At 36.6% G+C, this 22,521-nt stretch carries 31 protein-coding genes; 17 read left to right on the top strand and 14 right to left on the bottom strand.

Going from position 1 to position 22,521, the window contains the following annotated elements; translation table 11 throughout:
- Nucleotides 1-51: 51 nt before the first annotated feature.
- The 9 genes from QHG54_RS05030 to QHG54_RS04990 form a co-directional block, all read right to left on the bottom strand.
- Entirely contained in the window at nt 52-432 is a 381-nt protein-coding gene (locus QHG54_RS05030) for a helix-turn-helix transcriptional regulator (RefSeq protein ID WP_317992687.1), read from the bottom strand.
- A gap of 133 nt (nt 433-565) precedes the next feature.
- Nucleotides 566-1,081 (bottom strand): hypothetical protein, encoded by a 516-nt coding sequence (locus tag QHG54_RS05025; protein ID WP_317992688.1) that lies wholly within the window; start codon nt 1,079-1,081, stop codon nt 566-568.
- Nucleotides 1,068-1,415 carry a hypothetical protein gene (locus QHG54_RS05020; RefSeq protein WP_317992689.1) on the bottom strand — a complete coding sequence of 116 codons (348 nt, stop codon included), beginning with the start codon at nt 1,413-1,415 and terminating at the stop codon, nt 1,068-1,070. Before QHG54_RS05020 ends, QHG54_RS05025 begins: the two co-directional genes overlap by 14 nt.
- A gap of 176 nt (nt 1,416-1,591) precedes the next feature.
- Complete coding sequence (locus QHG54_RS05015; protein WP_317992690.1) at nt 1,592-2,005, bottom strand: hypothetical protein; 414 nt, start codon at nt 2,003-2,005, stop codon at nt 1,592-1,594.
- Nucleotides 1,989-3,116 carry a YdaU family protein gene (locus tag QHG54_RS05010; protein WP_317992691.1) on the bottom strand — a complete coding sequence of 376 codons (1,128 nt, stop codon included), beginning with the start codon at nt 3,114-3,116 and terminating at the stop codon, nt 1,989-1,991. Before QHG54_RS05010 ends, QHG54_RS05015 begins: the two co-directional genes overlap by 17 nt.
- Nucleotides 3,109-3,585 carry a hypothetical protein gene (locus tag QHG54_RS05005; protein WP_317992692.1) on the bottom strand — a complete coding sequence of 159 codons (477 nt, stop codon included), beginning with the start codon at nt 3,583-3,585 and terminating at the stop codon, nt 3,109-3,111. The genes QHG54_RS05010 and QHG54_RS05005 overlap by 8 nt, the downstream gene beginning before the upstream one ends.
- 81 nt (nt 3,586-3,666) lie before the next feature.
- Nucleotides 3,667-4,104, bottom strand: a complete 438-nt coding sequence (locus QHG54_RS05000; protein ID WP_317992693.1) for a hypothetical protein — start codon at nt 4,102-4,104, stop codon at nt 3,667-3,669.
- A 149-nt stretch (nt 4,105-4,253) separates the two neighbouring features.
- Nucleotides 4,254-4,619: a hypothetical protein gene (locus tag QHG54_RS04995; protein ID WP_208431513.1), complete on the bottom strand. Its 366-nt coding sequence runs from the start codon at nt 4,617-4,619 to the stop codon at nt 4,254-4,256.
- Between the two features lie 99 nt (nt 4,620-4,718).
- Nucleotides 4,719-4,970 carry a helix-turn-helix transcriptional regulator gene (locus tag QHG54_RS04990; protein ID WP_317992695.1) on the bottom strand — a complete coding sequence of 84 codons (252 nt, stop codon included), beginning with the start codon at nt 4,968-4,970 and terminating at the stop codon, nt 4,719-4,721.
- Nucleotides 4,971-5,079: 109 nt separating this feature from the next.
- On the opposite strand from QHG54_RS04990, the gene QHG54_RS04985 reads away from it, so the two are divergent.
- From QHG54_RS04985 to QHG54_RS04930, 12 genes are all read left to right on the top strand, one after another.
- On the top strand, nt 5,080-5,697 hold the full coding sequence (locus QHG54_RS04985) for an XRE family transcriptional regulator (RefSeq protein ID WP_015856319.1): 618 nt from the start codon (nt 5,080-5,082) through the stop codon (nt 5,695-5,697).
- A gap of 157 nt (nt 5,698-5,854) precedes the next feature.
- On the top strand, nt 5,855-6,238 hold the full coding sequence (locus QHG54_RS04980; protein ID WP_317992696.1) for a hypothetical protein: 384 nt from the start codon (nt 5,855-5,857) through the stop codon (nt 6,236-6,238).
- 64 nt (nt 6,239-6,302) lie between these two features.
- Nucleotides 6,303-6,659, top strand: a complete 357-nt coding sequence (locus QHG54_RS04975) for an antA/AntB antirepressor family protein (protein WP_317992697.1) — start codon at nt 6,303-6,305, stop codon at nt 6,657-6,659.
- A 14-nt stretch (nt 6,660-6,673) separates the two neighbouring features.
- Nucleotides 6,674-7,402 carry a phage regulatory protein/antirepressor Ant gene (locus QHG54_RS04970; protein WP_317994008.1) on the top strand — a complete coding sequence of 243 codons (729 nt, stop codon included), beginning with the start codon at nt 6,674-6,676 and terminating at the stop codon, nt 7,400-7,402.
- A gap of 15 nt (nt 7,403-7,417) precedes the next feature.
- Nucleotides 7,418-7,987: a hypothetical protein gene (locus tag QHG54_RS04965; protein ID WP_317992698.1), complete on the top strand. Its 570-nt coding sequence runs from the start codon at nt 7,418-7,420 to the stop codon at nt 7,985-7,987.
- Nucleotides 7,988-8,064: 77 nt separating this feature from the next.
- Complete coding sequence (locus tag QHG54_RS04960; protein WP_406603954.1) at nt 8,065-8,859, top strand: ERF family protein; 795 nt, start codon at nt 8,065-8,067, stop codon at nt 8,857-8,859.
- Between the two features lies 1 nt (nt 8,860).
- Nucleotides 8,861-9,484, top strand: coding sequence for a lambda exonuclease family protein (locus QHG54_RS04955; protein ID WP_406603953.1), 624 nt, complete (start codon nt 8,861-8,863; stop codon nt 9,482-9,484).
- 55 nt (nt 9,485-9,539) lie between these two features.
- Nucleotides 9,540-10,028 (top strand): DUF488 family protein, encoded by a 489-nt coding sequence (locus QHG54_RS04950; RefSeq protein ID WP_406603952.1) that lies wholly within the window; start codon nt 9,540-9,542, stop codon nt 10,026-10,028.
- Nucleotides 10,029-10,160: 132 nt separating this feature from the next.
- The gene (locus tag QHG54_RS04945) at nt 10,161-10,580 is read left to right on the top strand and encodes a hypothetical protein (protein WP_330168560.1); all 420 of its coding nucleotides are present in this window, start codon (nt 10,161-10,163) and stop codon (nt 10,578-10,580) included.
- A complete protein-coding gene (locus tag QHG54_RS04940) occupies nt 10,577-11,188 on the top strand; it encodes a hypothetical protein (protein ID WP_317992703.1) in 612 nt (203 codons plus the stop codon). The genes QHG54_RS04945 and QHG54_RS04940 overlap by 4 nt, the downstream gene beginning before the upstream one ends.
- A 134-nt stretch (nt 11,189-11,322) precedes the next feature.
- Nucleotides 11,323-11,571: a hypothetical protein gene (locus QHG54_RS04935; RefSeq protein WP_317992704.1), complete on the top strand. Its 249-nt coding sequence runs from the start codon at nt 11,323-11,325 to the stop codon at nt 11,569-11,571.
- 2 nt (nt 11,572-11,573) lie between these two features.
- Complete coding sequence (locus QHG54_RS04930; RefSeq protein WP_317992705.1) at nt 11,574-12,611, top strand: tyrosine-type recombinase/integrase; 1,038 nt, start codon at nt 11,574-11,576, stop codon at nt 12,609-12,611.
- Nucleotides 12,612-12,648: 37 nt separating this feature from the next.
- Here the strand turns inward: QHG54_RS04930 and QHG54_RS04925 are convergent, their stop codons facing one another.
- On the bottom strand, nt 12,649-12,948 hold the full coding sequence (locus QHG54_RS04925; RefSeq protein ID WP_317992706.1) for a HigA family addiction module antitoxin: 300 nt from the start codon (nt 12,946-12,948) through the stop codon (nt 12,649-12,651).
- 18 nt (nt 12,949-12,966) lie between these two features.
- Nucleotides 12,967-13,248, bottom strand: coding sequence for a type II toxin-antitoxin system RelE/ParE family toxin (locus tag QHG54_RS04920; protein ID WP_273788906.1), 282 nt, complete (start codon nt 13,246-13,248; stop codon nt 12,967-12,969).
- A gap of 589 nt (nt 13,249-13,837) precedes the next feature.
- Here QHG54_RS04920 and QHG54_RS04915 point away from each other — a divergent pair.
- The 4 genes from QHG54_RS04915 to QHG54_RS04900 all read left to right on the top strand — a co-directional run bounded on the left by QHG54_RS04915 (nt 13,838) and on the right by QHG54_RS04900 (nt 16,911).
- Nucleotides 13,838-15,046, top strand: coding sequence for an MFS transporter (locus QHG54_RS04915; protein WP_406603951.1), 1,209 nt, complete (start codon nt 13,838-13,840; stop codon nt 15,044-15,046).
- 693 nt (nt 15,047-15,739) lie between these two features.
- The gene (locus QHG54_RS04910) at nt 15,740-15,994 is read left to right on the top strand and encodes a hypothetical protein (protein WP_317992708.1); all 255 of its coding nucleotides are present in this window, start codon (nt 15,740-15,742) and stop codon (nt 15,992-15,994) included.
- Nucleotides 15,982-16,074 carry a hypothetical protein gene (locus QHG54_RS04905; RefSeq protein ID WP_406603950.1) on the top strand — a complete coding sequence of 31 codons (93 nt, stop codon included), beginning with the start codon at nt 15,982-15,984 and terminating at the stop codon, nt 16,072-16,074. Before QHG54_RS04910 ends, QHG54_RS04905 begins: the two co-directional genes overlap by 13 nt.
- Before the next feature lie 27 nt (nt 16,075-16,101).
- Nucleotides 16,102-16,911, top strand: a complete 810-nt coding sequence (locus tag QHG54_RS04900; protein WP_406603949.1) for a GNAT family N-acetyltransferase — start codon at nt 16,102-16,104, stop codon at nt 16,909-16,911.
- Between the two features lie 127 nt (nt 16,912-17,038).
- Here QHG54_RS04900 and QHG54_RS04895 read toward each other — a convergent pair whose 3' ends face one another.
- Entirely contained in the window at nt 17,039-17,815 is a 777-nt protein-coding gene (locus QHG54_RS04895; RefSeq protein ID WP_406603948.1) for a class I SAM-dependent methyltransferase, read from the bottom strand.
- A 460-nt stretch (nt 17,816-18,275) separates the two neighbouring features.
- The gene (locus QHG54_RS04890) at nt 18,276-18,545 is read right to left on the bottom strand and encodes a hypothetical protein (RefSeq protein ID WP_317992711.1); all 270 of its coding nucleotides are present in this window, start codon (nt 18,543-18,545) and stop codon (nt 18,276-18,278) included.
- A gap of 955 nt (nt 18,546-19,500) precedes the next feature.
- Between QHG54_RS04890 and QHG54_RS04885 the strand changes: the two genes are divergently transcribed.
- Nucleotides 19,501-20,031: a helix-turn-helix domain-containing protein gene (locus tag QHG54_RS04885; RefSeq protein WP_406603947.1), complete on the top strand. Its 531-nt coding sequence runs from the start codon at nt 19,501-19,503 to the stop codon at nt 20,029-20,031.
- Nucleotides 20,032-20,315: 284 nt separating this feature from the next.
- Here the strand turns inward: QHG54_RS04885 and rimL are convergent, their stop codons facing one another.
- Nucleotides 20,316-22,118 carry a 50S ribosomal protein L7/L12-serine acetyltransferase gene (gene rimL, locus QHG54_RS04880; protein WP_406603946.1) on the bottom strand — a complete coding sequence of 601 codons (1,803 nt, stop codon included), beginning with the start codon at nt 22,116-22,118 and terminating at the stop codon, nt 20,316-20,318.
- Between the last annotated feature and the right edge of the window lie 403 nt (nt 22,119-22,521).

Below are 22,521 nucleotides of genomic sequence, written 5' to 3'. Positions count from 1 at the left end.
TATTGTTTTTTAACATATAAAATTATGTTTACGGTGTATAAAATAAGGAGATCAAGGTATTCTATTCTGCAAGCACCGTTTTTTTTCTACTTTCTCCATGAGTTCATTGCACTTTGTCAGATCTTGTTGTGAAAGAGACTTAAAAATTCTAACAAACGTGTTAGAAATTTCATGGTTAAGTGGGTCAGAAGAGTTCATTGTAAAATTCTTACGACAAATATTTGCTTCTCTTCTCAAGATAGAAGCCGTTTCTTCATTTAAAGCATATTTCTCAATGATCTTTTCTTCCATGTCAGCAGGTATAGGCTTTTTGCCAATTTCTACAGAAGATAAAAACGCTATAGATACGCCTAATTTCTTAGCCATATCTAATAAACGTTCTGTTCGATCAATACGAATTTTACGTAAGGTTTTGCCAAATGGTGTAAGCATTTGATTCAAGCTCCTATTAATGCAATCAAGCGGTTTTCAATGATTTTTTGATGTTTTGGTTGATTTCATCTATGAACGTTGAGAAGAGACGACGCCATTTAATCTAAACAGTTTTATAAAATCGGAAATTTTACTATGGCTTTATAATGGAACACTGCAGCGTAAGGATAGATATGTTTATTAAACTGCGTGTATGTAACATAAGAAACAATACACAAACTAAAAAGTAATACCAAAGAGCAATATCTGAGTACCAAAGTACAGTATCCAATGAAAAAGAAAGCTTATGCTCCACGTAATTAGAAATAACAGATAAAGAAACCGTTTCTTTATAACTACTTGGGAAAATTAAAACGACAAGCGCTAAGCTTATTAGCTTTAAAAGTCTATGCATATACTGTTGTAAATCACGTGTTAATATCTTCCAACCTGTTGTATTTCCGCATTTGTATTTTGGGTTGCTCTGCAATTCAGAAGGAATATTGGAATTGCATAAAATTGCAAAAACCGTTGTGACTATTACCAAAGAAACAGATGCGAATGTCAAAATACTCTGAATAAAATCAAGATTTTTTTTAATTCCTAAAAAACATAAAAATATAAAAGTTATAATACCAAACAAGGCTCTTAGCTGTTTATCTGTAAACATATTTATTTCCTGCGGTTTTCGATAATTTTTTGATCTCTTTATTGATCTCGTCTATAAGAGGCTCGTAATTCAAAACGCTTCTAGGAACATTACCACCGTAAACCCACGCTTTTACTTGCGCCTTGGTACTAAAATCTGCATTTTCTGGTATGGTATAATACTGTCCGCCATCAAACTTTTCACACTCTCTTGTGCCATCAGGATATTCGTAGAGGTTGTAAAAATACTCCTCTGCTCCGTCCCCCCAAGGAACATAACCAACAGCTGTTGCAACAAACTCTTTTTGCATGGGTTGTTTACGCTTTTTTAAGAACAGGTGCTGTAAAATTCGCATGTTTAAAACCTTAATTTTACCTATGGGTCTATTTACCTTAAATTTGACCGTACAGAGTGTTTTGTATTATAGATATGGTTTTCATCGTAAAATCTTTAAATTGCTCTGTACGGTGCCTTTTTGTCGATTTAAACGCAAATCTAAACACAAAACCATCACCACTTTTCATTATTTTGCTAACTTGCAATGTTTTTCACTGTTCCCCCAAGACCATTTAAAGTTTCTTCAAGCTCTTTCTTGTGAACAAGCGTTAGTGCTCTAAAATGCTCTTTCGCTGTTTTTTCTTTGAGTGCTTTCTCACGTGTGTTTTCAATTGCTCTCCGTACATTTTCGGCTTTTGAAAGAAGGGTATTTTCTAGTGTCTGGCAATAAGTTAAAAGCTCTCCACAAGTTGGCATAAATGTTTTTGATATCCCAATTGCTTGACCAGTTACGATATCTTCGACCCCCTTTTTCAAAGCATATGCTGAAATCCGTTCCAGCATCATGCTATAGGATAGGACAACGGCTTTGGAATCTGTGTTCGCAGGGACTCTCATGCTTGAGAGTAGGAAAGAAGCTTGCTCAATTTGCTTAACTGAAGCTTTCACAGAGAGCAACGCTTGTAGACGATTGCAAGCATCTAAGGTTTGCGCTTCCTCCTGTTTCGTCAATGTATTCCCAGCTTTCAGCGTCAATGGATACCCCGGACTGATCATTTCCATAATCTTCTCCAGATGAGAGATGATTTCTGAGTTCGTTGAAGCCTTCTGCAAGCTGTTCTGTGAAAGTTTTCTGAGTGAATTTTCCATAATGACCACCTAACCGCTTTTCCTGTTCTAATCTTGCTTTTTTCTTTGCTAGCATTCCGATAGGGCTTGTGACCCAATTGTACCAAGTCCTTTGCCAATCCCGTTTGTTTGCATTTTTTCCTGGGTTTGCTATCCAGTAATTTGTGAACCGTTCGGTTTCTAACAGCGCCTCATCATGGGTTAATCCTTGATCGATTGCGTATTGCAAATTAGGTTTGAAATCCTCTGGCAATCGACAACCGCGATTAGCTTGCGCTCGTTTTGCTTTTTTGGGAACGTTCTCTTGCTCGTGAATGGAAGGTTGGTTGTCTGATGATGTTGTGATTTGCTCTGATGTGGTTTCAACAGCAGCAACCTCTGTTGGCTCTTGAACCAAATTAGTTGTTTCTAAACTTTCAGAACCAATTTCTTTTTTTGCTAAAACGATAGTTTTAGTTTTTTTATATATATTCTTATTCTGGTTCTTTATAGCTTGATTTTGCTTAGCGTTTGCTTCAGCAAAAAAACCGTTTTGCTTGTCATTTGCTTCAGCAAAATTATTAACATGTTGTTTTGTATTATTTTTTGCTTGTGCACCTTTTTTACCAGCCTCACTACGAACTTGCGATATGTGCTCTTTTTTATCAGCAAAATCGTTCAGCTCTTCTTCAACGCGCGTATTCCACAATCCATTATCTGTCTCAACAAGTTTATTATTTCTCATAAGATATTCGACAATAGCTGCAAATTTTTTCTGCGAACAATGACAAACGCGTGCAAGCGTTTGAAAATCTGTTTTAAGTGGTTCTTTTTTTTCATACATGCAAACGAGAAGGGTTATATAAACCCCCCTTTGCTCTAACGTCATTCCATTTGTACCACTTATCCAGTCATACAAATGGAATCTTATCCATGGCATACCATTAGACATGCGCATCCCCTTCTTTTATTAAATATAAAATTGCTAAAGCATCTGCTTCGTTGTCGTCTTTAGGCACATGTCCTTTTGCACATACCGCCTTAATCATTTCTTCTTTTGAGGCGTTGCCTTTTCCTGTTGTTGCCTTCTTAATTGTGCCAACAGGAATGCCTTCATATGGTATCTGATGATGTTCACACCACGCTGTTAAGGTTGCTAGAAAGCCCCCATAAATATGAGAAGCGTCTGTACCCACATGCCGGCGCACCTCTTCAAAATACACCGCGTCAATTTCATCAACAGATCTCTTTAGTTCAGTAAGCCACCGTTTAAAGCGTAAATAACGCATGCCACCGCCTTCAAAACGGCGTGATTGAAAATCTTCTGTATCGCTTGTTATGTGACCATCCGCACCGCATATCGCCCAGCCTGTCTTGGTCCCTAGATCAAGACATAAAATGGTTTGTGCGTTAGTGATCATAATCCCCCCTTAAGGCTCTAAGTATTTATATGTGCGCTATGACAGAGCGCGTAGTTATAAGTTTTAAAAAATTGGATTAACTCAACTCAGACACACACTGCACGCATTATCTATTAATTCGATTTCTTCTTTTCTTTTTTCGATGAGATCATCCCTTAAGAAGTCAAGCTTACTTTCGACTAAGCACATAAACAAGATTAGCTTACTTAAGCGATAAAAAGATGATAACTCTTGAGAAAAATGATTATCAAACCAAGTTGTAAAAGCTTGCGTAAACACAGATAAAAACCATTTATTAAAATCATCGTACGGCGATAACGGAAAATATTTTTTATCATCACGTGCAAAGATACTATGCAGTATATAGACAAGACAACCATTTGATAAGGGATCTATGCGTGTTTCAAAACATGTATCTTGAGGCGAACGGACACCATAATATATGTCTTCCCGTCCAATCTTATTAACAAGATCAATCAACTGAACTTTGCTTATGGAGATTTGTGGGACATCTATCATCTCTGATCTTTCTTTTTAAGAGTCTAAATGCTGCTGTTGTGACAGAGCGCGTTGTGATTGCCTGTCTTGCAAAAATGTTTTTGAAAAAGGAACCTCGCAATGATTCATTGTTAATTAACAATCCTCATTTTTGGCTCAAATGACGCAAGTTAAAAAACTTCTCCTGCAAAAATAAAATCGATCAATCTCGGTTCTTCTTTTTTGTTGATTAACTCAGTGATTTTATTGTTTAATTCATCAATAACTTTCATCTGTGAAGCTAACTTTAGCCTTTGGCTGTATAGCGTTTCATTTTTTTGCTTAATTAAAGAGGATAGGTTTTCAAGTACTACTTGCTGTTGTTCAATTGACTTATCTCGCTCTGCAAGAGTGGCTTCATGCCATCTCATCCAATTATCAAATTGTGACTTATGCCATTCTTCTTGTTTTGCAAGAACTTTTGTATGAGTTCTATGTCGTTTTATAAGATCTTCTATGCTACAATCACGATCCGGTATTTGTATAAATTCTTTCACAAACTTATCTCCATTCTCAATTTTCGTATTACAACCTATTAATCTACAAAACTGGGTGTAAATCTTCTTCAATATCCCGTTTCTCATGATCTTTCTTCTTTAAGAGTGTGAATGGTGCTGTTGATGTTCATTATTATCTGTAGGAGAAGTAGTAAAAGCAGGCATAGGGCTAGAACTATCCTTCAACTTTTGCAGCTTGAGATAATTTATTACGGAGATAGATCCTCTTTTTTCCCACTTGCAAACAGCTGCTTGAGTTACACCAAGCATTTTTGCCATTTCTGATTGTGTCCAATTAAATTTGCCCCGTATTGACTTAGTCAAATTCTTAAAATCTTCTCGTTGATCCATTTACAAGCTCCAATTACAGCTTTGTCTTATTTTATTCATATAATTATAGTTATATAAAGTCAATGAAAATTATCTTTATCAACGATAAAAAAATAAGGTAAGCAGAAGTATGAGTAATAAATCTAATATCATAAGCACATTAAAAAAGATTTTGACCGAGTTTAACTTAACGCAAGAAGATGTAGCCAAACGGCTAAACGTAACACAAGCTTCAGTGTCTAAGTGGTTAAAAGATTCTGATCCACGCGGCTCTAATCGAGATGCCATTTTAGAATTATATAAAGAACTAAAAGGGGATAATCACTTCACAACTTTTGTTCCTCTTATGGGGTATATAGGAGCAGGAACACAGATAGATCCAAGTTTTGAACAAATCCCTGAAGATGGTCTTGAACAAGTAGAAATTCCTTTTGCTTTACCTGATGATATGGTTGCTTTTGAAGTTAAAGGAGATTCTATGATTCCAGCCTATAAAGATGGAGATATGGTTATCGTAAGACGGCGCCAAATTAAAACAATAGAATCCTTTTTTGGCAAAGAAGCCGTTATTTTAACACATGATAATAAAAGATATATAAAGCAGATTAGCAGGGGAATGAATGGTGAAATAGATCTGCTTTCTTGGAATGCCTTACCTATTAAGAATGTTAAAATTGTGTGGGTTGGAGAGATATTTGCTATTTTGCCAATAAGTTCTTACAGCAAGATGATTCGGACTTATCGCTAATTATCCTCCCCTCTTATTCAGCAAGATATTATAATATTTTTTATAAAAAATATAACTTTTTATAATTTTTTGCTTGATATTTTATAATTATAGTTATATAAGTAATTATACAAACCACGCACAAACAATTGCCAAGAGGCGTTAGGGAGGAGAAATTATGGAAAATCCAATTCTTATAAATTCCGATGAAATTTTATTAGTTCATTTAGTTTACTTCGATAGAGATCAACACATTGCAGAGTCTGGACCGCTTGATGCAAGTCAAATTCTAAGCATTATTGATGAGGGAGATGATGTCTTCCAAATCTTTCGTATAAATCCTTCTGAAAATAGTTGTGAAGATATCTCTGAAGAAATTGCAGAAGTATATGTAGAAAAAAACATTGATCATCTCGATGAGGAGAGTGAGGTTCATGACTTTGTACGTGAAAGTGTTGCTTATCATGACCTTTTATCTGATTTAGCAGACGAAAAATATAATGATGAGATGTTTGGTACTTACGAACAACAACACCGTTTGCGTCCTTGTGATGTGCTTTAAATTCTGAAGGGCGCTTTTAAAAGCGCCTCCCCTTTTCCCATCAATAATTGATTAGAGTAAACTTATGACCACACATGATAATGATAGTGAAGGATATCTCATACCTGAAAACGAGGTAGACAACAAAATCGGTTATGTCCAAATGGTCAATGCCCATGTAATGCATAGGCACTTACATTTGAAACAAGATTTTTCCACTTGGTTTAATGATTGTGTTGAAAAGCTTGATCTAAAAGAAGGCGTGGATTTTGTTTTTACAAAACAAGAATGGAACAGACAGAAGATTTGTCCAAAATCTGAAATAGAAACAGATAAAACCGATAATCATTATTTCAAAATTCACGCAGCAAGGAAAATAGCTAAAGCAGAGCGCCATAGAAACTATGGCATAATATTATACCAAAACTTGTGTTTTTCTTAATTAAGGGGGTGATGATGAAAAGCCTTATTATAACATCTGAAAACAATTTTCAAAACACAACAGTTCAAACGATGTCTAGTCGTGAAATTGCAGAGTTATGCGGTAAGCAACATGCGCATATTATGCGTGATATTCGGCAAATGTTAGGAGAATTATATCCTGAAGGGGGTCAATCCAAATTTGGATCCACCTATTTAGATAAACAGGGTAAGCCTCAAAATTGCTATCATCTCCCCAAGCGTGAATGCCTCATTTTAGTCTCAGGTTACAACATGACATTACGTGCTAGGATTATAGACCGTTGGCAAGAATTGGAAAAGCAAGCAGTAACACCACAAATCGACTATTCAAGTCCAAAGGCTATGATTGGTTTTTTGAATTACCTACAAGGTCAAATAGATCAAAAAGACACCATCATTGAAAATTTAACACCAAAGGCAATGGCACTTGAAAGCTTACAGCGTCATAATGGACTCTTTGGTCTTACCGAAGCTGCTAAAATACTCGAGATGCAACCAAAACAGTTCATTCTCTTCTTACAGCAAAAAGGTTGGGTTTACCGGCGTGCAGCAGGTGGAAATTTGCTTCCTTATCAAGACAAAATCCAAAAACAACTGATGGATTGTCCAACCATCACACTTCAAACCGCAAGTGGAACAGAAAAAGTCATTCCTTCAGCAAAAATCACAGCAAAAGGCATTGGTGTGCTCTCTCAAGAGCTTAAAAGACAAAGCATGCATTAATTGAGGGACGCAATAATGGAAAAGAAATACGAACTGACTGATGAAATAAAAGAATTTTATGATGCAAGAGCCGATAAAAGTAAAAAACTTTATCGCATATGTGCATTAAGAGATTTTAGAAATATTAAAAAAGGTTACTTAGGCGGCTATATACAAAAAGAAGACAACCTATCGCATGAAGGCGATTGTTGGGTTTGGCATAAAGCTATGGTTTATGGTGACGCTAAGATTTTCGGCAATGCACAAGTATTTGAACGCGCAAAAATTACAGGCAGGGCGCGTGTTTATGAAAATGCAAAAGTTTGCGGTGAAGCATATGTTGAATATGATGCGCAAATTTACGGCAATGCACAAATTTATGGTGAGGCTCGAGTTTTGGGCCATGTTTATGGCAATGCCCGTGTCTATGGAGATGCTTATATAAGTGATAAAGCGCACATTTCCGGAAATATGAAAATTCTAGATGGAGTATATATTTTCGATAATGTAAATATTTCTGGTAATCTTGAAATTCGTGGACGCAATTCAATCATCTACGAAAGTGACTATTCAGCAAGCGATATAAGCTACATAAGCCGTTTCTAAGCACACAAACAACCATTTTAAAACACCAGCGTGATTCACGCCACGGGGGAATTGCGCTCAAATAGGAGGAAATCAAGATGAGTGAACAAAACACTAACCTAACAGAAGTTGCAGAAACACATCATGTAGCCGTCAAACCAACTGCTATGGAACGCATTTTAAACAGAGCCTTAGAAAATGATGTCGATATGGACCGTCTCGAGCGTCTCATTGCCTTACGAGAAAAAGAAATAGAACGACAAAACTACGAAAGATTTGCCTGTGATCTTTCGAATATGCAAATAGAATATCAAAAAATACAAAAAAACTCTAAAAACACCCATACAAACAGCCAATATGCAACCCTTGACCAGTACATTGATGCTGTAAAAAATACTCTTGCAAAATACCGATTTGCTTTGTTTTCTCGTATCAAAGAACAGAGTTCAGACAATATAATTATAGAAATGACTTTGACGCATCCGTCTGGAAATAAAATCTCAACAGAAGGAAAGTTTCCTTATGACACTAAAGGATGCAAATCAAATATACAATCGGTTGGTTCTGCAATCACATACGCACGTAGATATCTGTTAGGTATGCTTCTTAATGTTGTGAGTGAAGATGATGATACGGATGGCAACACACCTCTTAAAAAGGCTTTTCCACAACAGATCAATGAAATCAGAAGACTCATCGTACAAACCCAAACAGAAGAAGAAAAAATACTTACTTATGTCAAAGTCAAAAAGCTTGACGATATGTCTGAAGGACAAGCACAGACGGTGTTACATCTTTTGAAAGATAAACAAAACAGGCAAAAGGTAGAAACAGATTCTCCTATACAAGATGCCGATATAGCAACGCCACACGAACAGGGAACGGCGGTGTGAAATGGAGCAACGAACAGCAGAATGGTTTCAAGCGCGGCTAGGAAAAGTCACTGCTTCAAACATTTACAACGTCCTGAGTAAGACAGCTAAAGGATTGCCTACCAGCAAATATGAAGACTACAAAATCAAACTCATGACAGAGCGCTTAACAGGGGAAATAAGCCAATCTTATACAACACCTGCTATGCAATGGGGCATTGAACATGAAGAGAATGCTTTGAGAGAATATGAATTCATTTATGACACAGAAGTCACAAGATGCGGGTTTATCCCACACCCCAAAATAGAAATGGCTGGTGCAAGCCCTGATGGACTTATTGGTGATGACGGTTTAGTTGAGGTCAAGTGCCCACAATCAATCAACCATCTTCGTTTTTTTATGGATGATGAAATCAAACCTGAATATCTCGCGCAAATGCAATTCCAAATGGCATGCACCGGACGCAAATGGTGTCATTTCATTAGCTATAATCCGCAATTTGTAGGCAGGTCTACTGGTTTGAGAATGAAAATCAAACGCATCCACCGTGATGAGAAACAAATTGAAGAGATTAATAAAGCAGTAGAATCCTTCTTAGCAGAAATAAACCAAGACATGAAACAGATCTTGACAAAAGCTGCTTGAAGTTTGGGGGTGCTCTTCCCCCAGCACCCCCACCCATTTACCAAGGAAATTAAACGTGTGTAACACCAAACATATTATCATACAGCCTGCTAAAGATGAGGAATTTTGTTTTTTTACCATTGGCTATGAAGGGAAGTCCCTTGAGAATTATCTTAAGAGTCTCATAGAAAACAATATCAAAACTTTATGTGATGTTCGTAAAAATCCAATAAGTAGAAAACACGGATTTTCGAAAAGACAATTAGAGAAAGCTGTAAGCAATATTGATATTGAATATATGCATATGCCTGAACTTGGAATTGCTTCTGAAAAACGAAGAAATTTGAAAACACAAAAAGATTATGACCGCCTTTTTGAAGATTATCAAAATACAACTCTCAAGAATAATTCTTGTGCAATAAACAAATTATATCAAATTTTTTTAAATAAACAGCGCGTTGCAATCACCTGTTTTGAAGCCAATGTATGCATATGCCATAGAGGACAACTCGCATTAGCTCTTACTCAATTGCCTGATTGGAAATATGAAATTGAACACATCTAAAAAATAAACTTGCAAACTTTTTACATATGGGGGTGCTCTCTCCTCCCAGCACCCCCGCCCTTTCCTAACAACTTTTAAGTAATGCATGATTCACGCTACGGGTGGATTGTACGCAAATCAAGGCAATAAACCATGGAAAAGAAATACGAACTGACTGATGAAACAATTGAGGTTGATGGCAAAACTCTTCACCGCATTCGTGCACTGAGAGACTTTTCTGATGTCGAGAAAGGTGACCTAGGCGGTTATATAGAGCGTGAAGGCAATTTATCTCATGAGAACTCCTGTTGGGTTTATCATAATGCCAAGGTTTATGGTAATGCACGGGTTTATGGGCATGCCTCGATTTATGATGGTGCAGAGATTTATGACAATGCTTTGGTTGGTGGTTATGTACTTGTGCACGATAATGCAAGGATTTACGGTGATGCTGGAATTTATGACAATGCAGAAGTGTATGGTGACGCAAAAGTTTACGGGGATGCGGTAGTTCATCTTGGTGCACACGTTGGCGGCTATACCGCCATATCAACTGGAGAAAAGACCAGATGAGAAAATACGAAATGACTGATGAAACAACTGAGGTTGATGGCAAAACGCTTCACCGCATTCGTGCTTTAAGGGATTTTGATGATGTTAAAGCAGACGACCTAGGCGGTTTTATACAAAAAGAAGACAACTTGAGTCATGATGGCAATTGCTGGATAGGTGATGATGCAAAGATCTATGGTGATGCCAAGGTTTTTGGGGATGCACGTGTTTACGGAAAGGCTCGTGCTTATGGTTGTGCAAGAATTTATGACAAAGCCAAGGTTTTTGGTGAAGCTTATATTGATAATATTTCTGATATTTACGGAAACGCATGTGTTTTTGGTAGTGCATCTGTTACCGGAGAAACCAATATTTTTGGCAATGCGCAGATTTTTGGACATGCTCGTGTTTTTGCCAATGCACAAATCTACGAAAATGCACAAGTTTCCGGTGGTGCATTTATTAGTGGAAAAGCTAAAGTTTATGGAAATGCTAAAATTTATGACAGTCCATTGATTTCCATCAGAGCAAAAGTTGGGGGAAATGCCAAAATCTACGGTTATGCATTTATTCATGGAAACGCAGAGATCATCAATGATGAAATCATCACAACGGGCGAGAGGCAATAAACCATGGAAAAGAAATACGAACGACTAATCTTATAGTGTCTCTATAAGCCGTTTCTAACTCCACAAACCAACTTTTAAACACAAGCATGATTCACGCCACGGGTGAATTACATCTAAAATGAAGGGGAATAAACATGCCACACCGCCCACCTACTATCACACAACCAGCTATTGCTCGTGCTTTAAGAGAAGCTAAAAAACAAGGGTGTGAACTTATAGAAATCAAACCTACAGGGGAATTATTAATTCATATCAATAAAACTATAACACCAACAACGACAGATAATACTTATAGCATCAACGATTTTCCACCACTTGAAAATGAACAAGAAGACTACGAGACCAGCAAAAGCTGTCTCTCTGTTGACGGTATAAAGTTTTAGCCATGCCAAAACGCCGTCCACCGCATCTTGTTCGTGAACGTACACGCCATGGTAAAGTTATATGGTATGTACGTATTGGTCATGGATCACGGTTTCGGATTGAAGGAACCTATGGAACGCAAGAGTTTGTTGACAATTATACGCTGGCTATTAAACAAGCGCAAAATGGCTCTTCCAAAACAAAGAGGCGTATCAGACTCACAGAAGGGTCTTTCGATTGGTTGTTACATCAGTATTTACAAAGCATGCAATGGCATAATCAATCAGAATCTACTAAAAAAGTTAAGTATCGAATTCTGAATAATGTTTCTAAACATATCGGTGATCGTGCATATAAAAGCATAAACAAACAACACATTCTTGACGCCGTAGACAGAAGGCGAGATACTCCTGCAGCGGCAAAACATTTTTTGACCTCTTTAAACGGTCTCTTTAATTGGGCGGTTGATAATGCCCTTTTAAATAAAAATCCTGCCTTTAATATAAAAGCACCAAAATCTTTGAACAGTGAGGGATTACTGCCATGGCTAGAAGAGGACATAGACAAATATTATCACCGTTGGTCACATGGTACACATGAACGCGTCTGGATTGATGTTCTTCTTTATACAGGCTTGCGCCGTGGTGATGCCGTTCGTATCGGCTGGAAAGATGTCAAAGATAATATCATTTATCTCAAAACAGAAAAGAGCCAATTTAAAACAGATGTTTTTCTTCCTATTTTACCAGAACTAGAGGAAACCCTTAAAATTGGTCCCATAGGTAATGAAACATTCATTTGTGGTAAAGGTGGAAATAAGCTTGTCAAAGAAAGTTTTGGCAACCTCTTTCGTGAAGCATGTAATGCGGCGGGTATTAAAAAATCAGCCCATGGATTGCGAAAATTAGCAGCAACACGTGCAGCCAATGCTGGTGCGACAGTTTCGCAAATGAAAGCGCTTTTTGGCTGGACAGAAGATAAAATGGCATCCCTTTATACCAAAACAGCTGATAGAAAACGACTTGCAATAGAAGCAATCAAAAAGCTACAAAAAGGTTAGGCTAATGGGCAGCGGCTAAAAACAAACCAAAGTATAATCAAAGCGGCGTTTGAGGTGAATCAGAAACCAGAGGAGAAATAGGTGGTTGTGTCTGTTGCATTGTTTGCCATAAATTATAATTCGTTTGCATATCCAGCCAAAATTTTGCTTTACTAAAACCAGCTAGTTCTAATTTCACTGCAAGTTCGGTACTCATAGAGGCATGTCCGTTAATCACTCTTGATAGAGAAGCTCTTGTCATATGGAGATGATCAGCTAACTTTTGTATTGTTATCCCCATTTCTTCTAAGAAAGCTACTTTTAGAACTTCGCCCGGATGTGCGGGGTTATGCATCATTTGTTTTCGTTCCTTTCATCAATGGTAATCTTGATAATCAACAAGCTCCACGTCCGTTCCGATAAAGCGAAAAGTAACACGCCAATTTCCATTCACCCATATAGAATAATATCCCGTAAGTTCGCCTTTAAGAGGATGCATTTTAAAGGCAGGTGCTTTCAACATTTCAGGCGTCGTAGCACTTGTTAAAGCCGTTAAGATAACGCGTAACTTTTTCACGTGATCTGGTCGAATAGCTTTTGTGGAACCTGTTGTATAAAATAATTTTAACCCCTTATGTTTGAAACTCACAATTGCCATTACCGCCCCTTATCGTATATCGTCACTATACGATCAATAAAAAAGAGTCAAGCACTATACTGTAAAATCTGATTTCATATTTTGATAAAACGATTGAGTATAAGCTATAAAAAGGTTCGGGATAGACATAAAATAAGTTAAAAGAATCAACGGAATCAAAATTCCCGAACTTTTATATAACTTATTGATTTTATATAAATATAACGCTCCCTCTCTCTCCGCCATTTATCAATAAAATCAGAAGATTATATCTAAATTAGGAGGCTTTAATTCTCTTAATTTATTTTTTTTACTCCGAACCTTTTTGTAGTTTTTTCTTGCTTCGAGAGTGAGATCTCTTACGATTTGCACTTTTGGTCAGAGCGATGGCCTGTTGTCTTAGGTTTAGCCAAAAAGTGCTTTTATTTTCGAAATTGTAGTTTCTGTATTAGTTGCACGTGTTTATGAAAAAACGAAAAATTTAAAAGCATCAAAATTAGAAATTTTGCTTTCTCAAATTTAACCAATTGAAACACAAAATTGTAAAAAATATATGTTTTAAAACAGGTTAAACTGCATACTACATGACGTGTGTACGAGGGGATAATTTATGTTTGCTTCAAATTTAAAAGAGCGCGTTGCTCTCTTCGAAAATAGAACTTTTCTCTATTTTACGTTGAGCGGCTTATTTGCTGCATTTGGAAATGGGCTAAATTATATCGCATTGTCATGGCTTGCCTATAATCAGACGAGCTCAATTCGTGGTGTAGCACTTCTGATGTTTTTTCTTTGGATGCCTAGCATTATTTTTGCGCCTGTTTTTGGTGTATTGGCGGATAAATACAATCGTAAAATGCAGATCATTATTTCAAATCTTGTCAGAGGTTTGGTGCTCGTGGGTTGGGTCATACTTTGGCAATTGGGCATAGAAATTGAATTGATGATCTTATCTGCCCTCTTGGGTATTTTTATCTCTTTTTATATGCCATCAGCTGTTCCTTTGATTCAAAGTATTGTTCCAAAAGAACAGCTCGTCAATGCAAATGCAACAATCGATATGGTCTATGAATTTGGCACTATCATAGGTATGGGGTTTAGTGGATTTATACTCGCCTATGCAGGAACAAAAGGAACGCTTCTAACAGGCGGTATATTCTTTATTCTTGCTAGTTTTTTTAACTTTGCAATGAAGGTACCTAAAAACCGAAGATCTAAGAGTCAAAATCAGCATAACTGGTGGGAAAATTATATATCGTCACTTCGTTATTTTAAGCAAAATCCGGTTCTTTTTATGCCTTATATGAGCCAGATGATTATTATGACTCTTTTGATGACCATTCCTGTTATTCTGGTTCCCTATACACAAGAGGTTTTGAACGCGGATAGCAGGATTTTTGCAATATTGGAAGCGCTTTATTCAGCGGGTGTCTTTACTGGTGCGCTTCTTTTGCCACTTTTTTGTAAAGTTTTATCCATCAGAAAAACATTGGCATTTTTATTGGCTGTTATGGCTATGGGTCTTATCATTCTGTCTGTCAATACATACACACCCATTGTTTTTCCTGTTTATTTCATGATTGGATTGGGACTTTCAAGCTGGGCTCTTTCAATTTCTTTATCACAACTTTCTTGTGATCCCCAATATCAGGGAAGATTACAGGCAAGTTTTAATGGTATTTCTGGATGTTTTATCCTTGGAGCCTATCTATTTATAGCAAAAAATACCAACGGCATCTCATCTCAGTCTATATACTTTCTTCAAAGTATCATTGCAGTTATTGGAACACTCATCATCTTATTTTACAAAAATGAAAAATAAGAAAAACGATAAATTGCATTTAAATGCTTTAGATCTACGTTATTCTACAAATATTTACGTTGTTTTACATTTAATATTTTGTTTTAAATTATAGATAAGCGAATGCTAAGGTTGGAGTTTTTAGCAAATAAAGCATAAGCTTTGTCTTAAAACTTCTTAACAGTTCTCTAGTTTCACATTTAAAAAAATCAGAGTGCAAAACAATCAGAGGATCTCTCATCATAGAGGGATTATACTCCATTATTTGCGTCCTTCAAAATCCATGTGAATAACTGTGTCAGTTTCATCTTTATTGGAATGAGAGTTTCTGCGATGGCGTAAGGTTTGTACAATTTCCTCTTTATAAAAACGCATTAAAACTTGATACAAAATTTGACGAGCTAGTGATTTGCGGAGAGCACGTCGCATATAGTCATATAAACGAAAAGGGTGTGACATTATATAATGGCGAATTTTATACAGGAGATTTAATGCAAAATTATAATAATAGCTATTCTTCAAAGGCAGAAAAGATCACCAGATTAAAGTTCCTAGAAGGTATCGAATATCCATTGAAGAAATAAAAAACGCTATTGAATCAATAGAAGCTGTTCAGTCTGCTTTTTTGTTTGCGTGCATCATCAAAAAATTTCATACCCAGAGCTGTATTGTTTTTACGTTGGTGGAATAAACAAAGCTTTATTGAGAAATAAAATGAATGATATACTACCAAATTACATGGTTTCTGCTTTTATAATTGCTATTGATATGTGGTCTTTAAACAAAAGTGGAAAAATAGATAAAGATTATTTTATGAACATCTACAGCGCAAAATTATCAAAGCAAAACCGTATTTCTGAAGAGCAAATTATTGCAATAGGGTCTGTGATATTGGAGAATAACAATATCGTCCCAGAGGGTAATTTTTTAGTATTGGCGGCGGATCGTTTGCGGTCTTGCAGATTATAGAGGATTATTTAAAAGAATTTGGTATTACTTTTGAGCTGACGGATTTTTTTTACAGCCCCAGTATTAAACGATCAATTTAACATGATGAACAATTACAAAGAGAGCAAATGTTAAACAAATCAAAAATCGACTTATCATTAGAGAAAAATTTTTTTTCAAAGGTACGTTTTTTACCGAAATTATGCCCTAAAATGAAAGTTGTTGATTTTTCAAATGGGGTATCTTCTGTTAATTCAACATTTGCTTCAGATACATTCAATATTATCTCTGCTAAAAATTTACAAGAAACTATACATGTAGACCAAGCAAAGTCTATAATCGATTCCTTTAATGCACAGAAACTACCTTTAGCTTGGTGGGTTGGACCTCATTCGTCTCATTATAACGTCGATAAAGTTCTCTTATCTATTGGTTTAGAGCATGTTGAAACAGAGGTAGGAATGGCGGCTTTAGCGCAAGACATAGACTCACATGTTACTTCCATGCTGGATAATTTCAAAATTAAGGAAGTTGAATCACTTCAAGATTTTATAGGTTATGGAAATGTTATGGCGTCAGTATTCGAGCCTTTTGATGAAGAGGCGGTAATATTTTATGAAACAATAGGTCGTTATTATAAAAAAGACCCTAATGTAGATATGTTCGTTGGTTATATAAATAACAATCCTATAGCAATATGTTTTTGTATGAAAGCAGATGGAGTCGGTGGAGTGTATGATATTGTCACCAATCCAGATTTTCAGAAAAGAGGTATTGGGACATTAATGACAAAAATTGCTATTAAGCATTTAAAAAGAAAGAAATGTCATGTTATTGGTATGCAGGCTTCTCATGAGGGAATTGGCATTTATAAAAAATTGGGTTTTATAAACTTTGGTGAATTCAAAGTTTATTCCAATAAACACATGATAATTTAGCTATGAATTCTTTTTTTGCTAATCTACAAGAGAATTTATTATTTTCAGCAGAACTCAAATATGGTCAACCAAACATCGTTTGTTCTGGTGCGTCGAAAAGTAAAGGAGGCAATCACAGATTGTAAGATTATCTTGCATACATATAGAGTTCACTTCGATACAAAATCTCCAAACTTCCCTGCACTTCATATTGCTTTATCAATGCAATCAATTGCCGCAAATATTCTTCCCCGTGGCTAGCAATGGCGCGTTGCGCTTGGGTTGAGGAGCGGCTCATACCAATAAAGGCTTCGGACGGAATTGTCATCGTCCAATTGTGTGTATGGAAAGCAACTTTTTCTGGATTTACCCCAAAGCCATTGCTCATTTCTTGTAAAAAATCAAAATTACGATAATAACGGGAATAGTTAGGGCTCATTTTCTCTAATAATGTCTCATAAGCGGCTAGAAATTCGCTATGCTTAAAATCGCGATTGTTTTGAATGACCGCCATTACACCATTGGCTCGGAGTTGATTTGAGACAGCGCAAAGCAATTTAGGGCGATTCATCCACTGAAATGCCTGCGCCGCAATGACAAAATCGACCTCGCCAATTTGGGGTAATAGGCTTTCGGCTCGACCTTGATACCATTGCACAGTAGGAAATTTTCTTTGCCCCTGCTTAATCATGTCTGTCGATATATCGATAGCATGATATTGGTGTTTGTTTCCCAGAAGTTTGACAATTCCCTCTAATGCGATGCCTGTCCCAGCACCTACATCTACGATGGACAAATGCTTTTTGTCCTTGAAAGGAAGCAGCATGGTTTCAAATAAGGTGAGGGGGTAGCGCGGACGATAGAGGTCATAATCATCAGCCAATCCGTCAAACTTTTCATTTTGCGGTTGAATGCTTTGTATCATAGGGGAGGACCCTCTTTACTAATTTCTGACACACGTAATTGAGAAGCTCTTCTTTGTCCAGTATGTTAAGTATCAATTCCGAAGGAGGGCTAAGTGGGAACTGCCCTTTGACACCTTCTACCTTTCCTTCTCCAAGATTGATGCTTAGATTTCTTCCTTCTTCAAATGATGCGTTGTGGACCTCAATCACAATAAGGCCAAGGTTCCATGCATTCCGATAAAAAATCCATCAAATTCTGATGCAATTACTGCTTCGATGCTCTTAGCCAGTTAAAAACATTTATGATGCTTTACATTTAATATTTTGCTTTTAAATTATAGATTAAGTGAGTGCTAAGGTTAAAGTTTTTAGCGAATAAAGCATCGGTTTTGTCTTGAGCTTTTTAACAGTTCTTCTCGTTTCCTATTTAAGCAAAGCAGAGTACAAAGCAATCTCTCATCATAGAGGAATTATACTCTATTATTTGCGTCCTTCAAAATCCATGTGAATAACAGTGTCAGTTTCATCCTCATTGGAATGAGAGTTTCTGCGATGGCGCAAGGTTTGTAAAATTTCCTCTTTTAAAACCGCATCTGCTTCGCTTAAACGATGAATACTTAGTTCCAATTCAAGGGATAGAGCTAAATTCACACACAATTTAAGCTGTTCTCCAATATCAAAACCACGCTGATAGTCGTCATAAAGACCAACAAGTGTATCGGATAATTCCTTATCGCATAAAGGGGTCATACTCATTTCTCCACAGTGCGGTTTTTCCATGCATCTTTTATATGTTTAAGAGTTAGCCTATTCCACTACCATAAGCTGCCATGTGCACCAACATTATGATTTTGTCAATTTGGCATAAAGTGTCAGCTTTTAAGCCAATGCCGGTAAGAAACTTTATCATTCCAAGATCTTCAACCTCCTAAAAGTGAATGTGTGCTACAAAATTTTTACTATAGGGCTTGCGACGTTTTATATGCTTTGCCAAACGTCTGTTAATTTATACGCACAAGGGACTATTTTGACGATGAACAAAACGCTCTAAGATCTCATTATTTTCAACCAAGGCTAAATTGGTGCCATTGATATTAACAATAAGCAAGAATGGCTTGTAAATATTTAGCCTCTGAAATAAGGGGTGATAATCTTATTTTTGTAGAAGATCAATTATCTTGCCTATTTCGTATTGATTTTTAGACATTGATAAACTTTTTACCTTATTTAATTAAAACGCATGGGAAATGCGTTTAAGAGGCATATCCTGATAATGTGATTCAAGCGGCATTCTCGTAAATACGGAGTGAACGGAACAAACTGTATTGGGCTGTTTTGCTACTTTAAAAATATGATGGCCGCTTTTGGGGTAGTGGTCACTAAAGCTTTGCTCAACGAGCAAACCGATAAGATCGGCAATAGCACGTTCAGCTTTTTCGTTGGACCGTGTTCAAATGTTTTTGACACGGGATGACGGTGTTTGGTAAACTTTCACGAGTTTCGCTAAGGTCATATTCCTGAGGCGTAGTTCGGAAAAATGCTATGGCGATCCGGTTTTATGTGATTGTCATAAATTTCGCTCCTGCTTAAACGAATACTGTAACATTCGTTTGTGTGGGGTTCGGTGTGTAATCACTGCCTCTCTTAACGGGCAGTAGTGGTGAATATAAATCAATATAACTATATTGATTTTGGAGTAATTTTTTTGGCACGTCCAGAAGCAGAACCTAAAACTGAACTGGCAAAACGTTTTCGTGAAGTGCGCCGCATCCTTGGTTTTGCGGAGCGCAAACAATTTGCCGAACATCTTGGTGTAACTGCTGGTTCCATAGGAACTTATGAAACTGGTATAAGTGAACCTACCGCCTCTGCTCTTTCCAAATACCAAGAAATCTGTGGTGTTTCATTAGATTGGCTTGTAACTGGCAATGGTGAAATGTTTATAGATATAGCAAAAGCGAAAGCGTCTGGTTTTAAGCCGCAAGCTATCCCTGCTGGATTGATGAAAAAGCTTGGAGGGATAGCCTACACAATCTATCGTGATGCAAACATAAAACTCCCCCCTGAAGATATAGCGGAATTAGCGGCAGAGCTTTATGGAAAGTTGCAAGAGCTTGTTCAAAACATTAATGATATGGAAGAAGTTGAAGCGACTTTTCCGCTTCTAAAATTACATTTGAAACGCCAAATCGAAGTGGAAAAAGCACATCTCACAACTACACAAGATACGGATTAACAGTCTTTTAAAATAAAAGTAGAAATCTTTTTTGATTTTCTGTTGTGAAAATCCAATTAAAAACAATGCATTTAGTGGTCAAAAATATCTATAAAAACGACGAACGTATCATATATTCTTCTCTAATTCCATCTTTTCCGACTGAGTACAAAATCTAACATAAAACTACATTTTGGGGTTCATTTAATTTATTTTTTATCTATGCTGCATTTTTTATAGTTTTTGGATGCAGGAAAAAATTTATACAATGAACAATTGGTTCAAACAGGTACGCTGTGGCTGTATCAGCTATCAGGCGAAATCCAGCTGTAAATATTCTGGTCGTGAAAAATGCCATTTAAATATTCAGCTTGTCTAAAGGTTCCTTCGTATACAAAGCCGCACCGTTTTGCAACTGCATTACTCTTCTGGTTAGCGGTAGAACATTTGATGACAAATCGCTTGATAATACGATGTGAAGAGTAATGCTTAACAAGAGCTTTTATCGCGCGTGTCATAATACCATGACCTTGAGCTCTTCTATCAAGCCAGTATCCAATATATCCGGTTTTATTTTCACTGTCGATGCTATTGAAAGAAAGTAAACCTACAGGATTTTCATTGAACAAAATAACATATGTTTTTCCCTCGTCTTTTTGATGCGCGAGAAAACAGGAGTCCAGAAAGTTAGCCGTATCATTTTCATGATTAACAAAACGTGGCCATGCCAAAAATTCACTGAAATATTCTTTGTTGAAGTGAATAATTTCATACAGTGCAGAGGAAAACTTTCTTGATGGTGTTTCTAATTGGATATTGTCATCCACGGAGATGCTTTCTTCTCGGTGGAATAAATCCCTAGCGAAAATGGGGGAGGGCAGTCGTGCGGTGAGCACATTTCCTTTTAGCCAGACGTATACCGGTAGTTTTTTAAGTGTCCATTCGTTAGCAGCTTGCATATCAAAGTTATGGAGCCCTCTTATCAAAAAATGCTCACCTTCTTTTAAACTATGGCATTCCTGCAGCCCCAGAGAGTTATTTTCAAAACAGTTAAAGCGAGTCAGAAGTTGCTCCTCTTGGCTCATTTTTTTATTCGGATCATCCAACAATATTGGGAAATAAAGTCTATTATGTATGAAAGGAATCTGATTGATGCTTAAATAAGTCTGCATTACCTGGGCATCATTGCGGTATTCATAGCCAAAAGCTCTTTCTACCACGTAGCAACTTTTTTCGCTCAGGCAGTAGTTTGGCTTAAAAATCAACTTCCATTTTTTAGGCAGATTTGGATCATGATTATTTAGCACATTATGAATGCTACAGAGCATAGCTTCTGGATTACAGATTTCAGGTTCTGAGACGGATGAAATGCAATGAGCAAGAAAATCACTCTCTATGTAAAGATGTCCTGATGGTGGCATATATTCGATAAGAAAGGGAAGCCAATCATTTAGAGTATCAGAGATTGTTAAGAGTTTTTCTAGGTTAGAACCCAGGTAAAGATGGAAGCCTTTTAGATAAAGATGCTTGGATTTGGATAATAAAGGCAAGATATCTCTGATGTATTCTTCTTTAGTTATCCCAAGCTGGAAGTGTGTTCCATCACGGTATAAATAAGAAAGCTTAATGCTCACGCCATAGCATTTGCCTTTATTAGCAGCTAATCTATTAAGCTGGCGAAGTTCGTTGACACTGTTCACGTGGATGAGAACACTTTTCTCTAGGGCAAGAGACAAATCTTCAGTATTTTTGCAAGGGTTTTTTAAAATGATGCGATCATTAGGAAATCCCATGGCAGAAGCAAGTTGGAGCGCGCCAGCAGAGCAGACTTCTACACTTAATCCTTCTTCCGCCAACAATTTGCAAAAGATTCCAAGTGAGCAAGATTGAAGAGAAACGGCAATGTTGACATTGGCAAAGTGCTTCTTGCTGGCTAATATCAGTGTTTTCACTTTTACCAGAGCACTATCGGCATCGAAAAGAAAGAAAGGAAAATCGGCGTGACCTGGACGATTGATAATTTCTTTTGTGGCTTGAATGATATATTTTGGGATTATTTTATGTGTCATTATTAAAAAATGGTGTTCCCTGACAGTTTCGTTGTGCATTCAGCAGTTCGTTAAAAAACAAAAACCACTCATAAAATACATTTTGTATTTTACGTCTCATAAAAATAGGTAAATGCATTGTTATTTCTGATATAGACAAAGTTATTTACCTCTAAAATATACATCAAAAAATTCGCTTAAAAAGAAACATTACAGGTATCTGGCGCCCTAAAAATGTATAAATTTACTATGAGGAGAACTTAAACTCTCTTCTCCACGCTATGCTAGCTGGTATTTTAAAAATAGCAACAATATCTTCACACATATTTTTAGCTTTTTAAAGAAATATTGCACATTATATTAAATAAAGAAGTTAAATTTAGCAAAACAAAATTCTGTATGAAGTCCATAAATCCAGAGAAAATATGAAATATACTATAGGATAGCGTTTATTGCAAAATGT

This window comes from Bartonella gliris, from assembly GCF_045277155.1.
Lineage (GTDB): Bacteria > Pseudomonadota > Alphaproteobacteria > Rhizobiales > Rhizobiaceae > Bartonella > Bartonella gliris.
The sequence above is the reverse complement of the archived record's forward strand: the minus strand, read 5'-3'. Positions and strand labels throughout refer to the sequence as shown.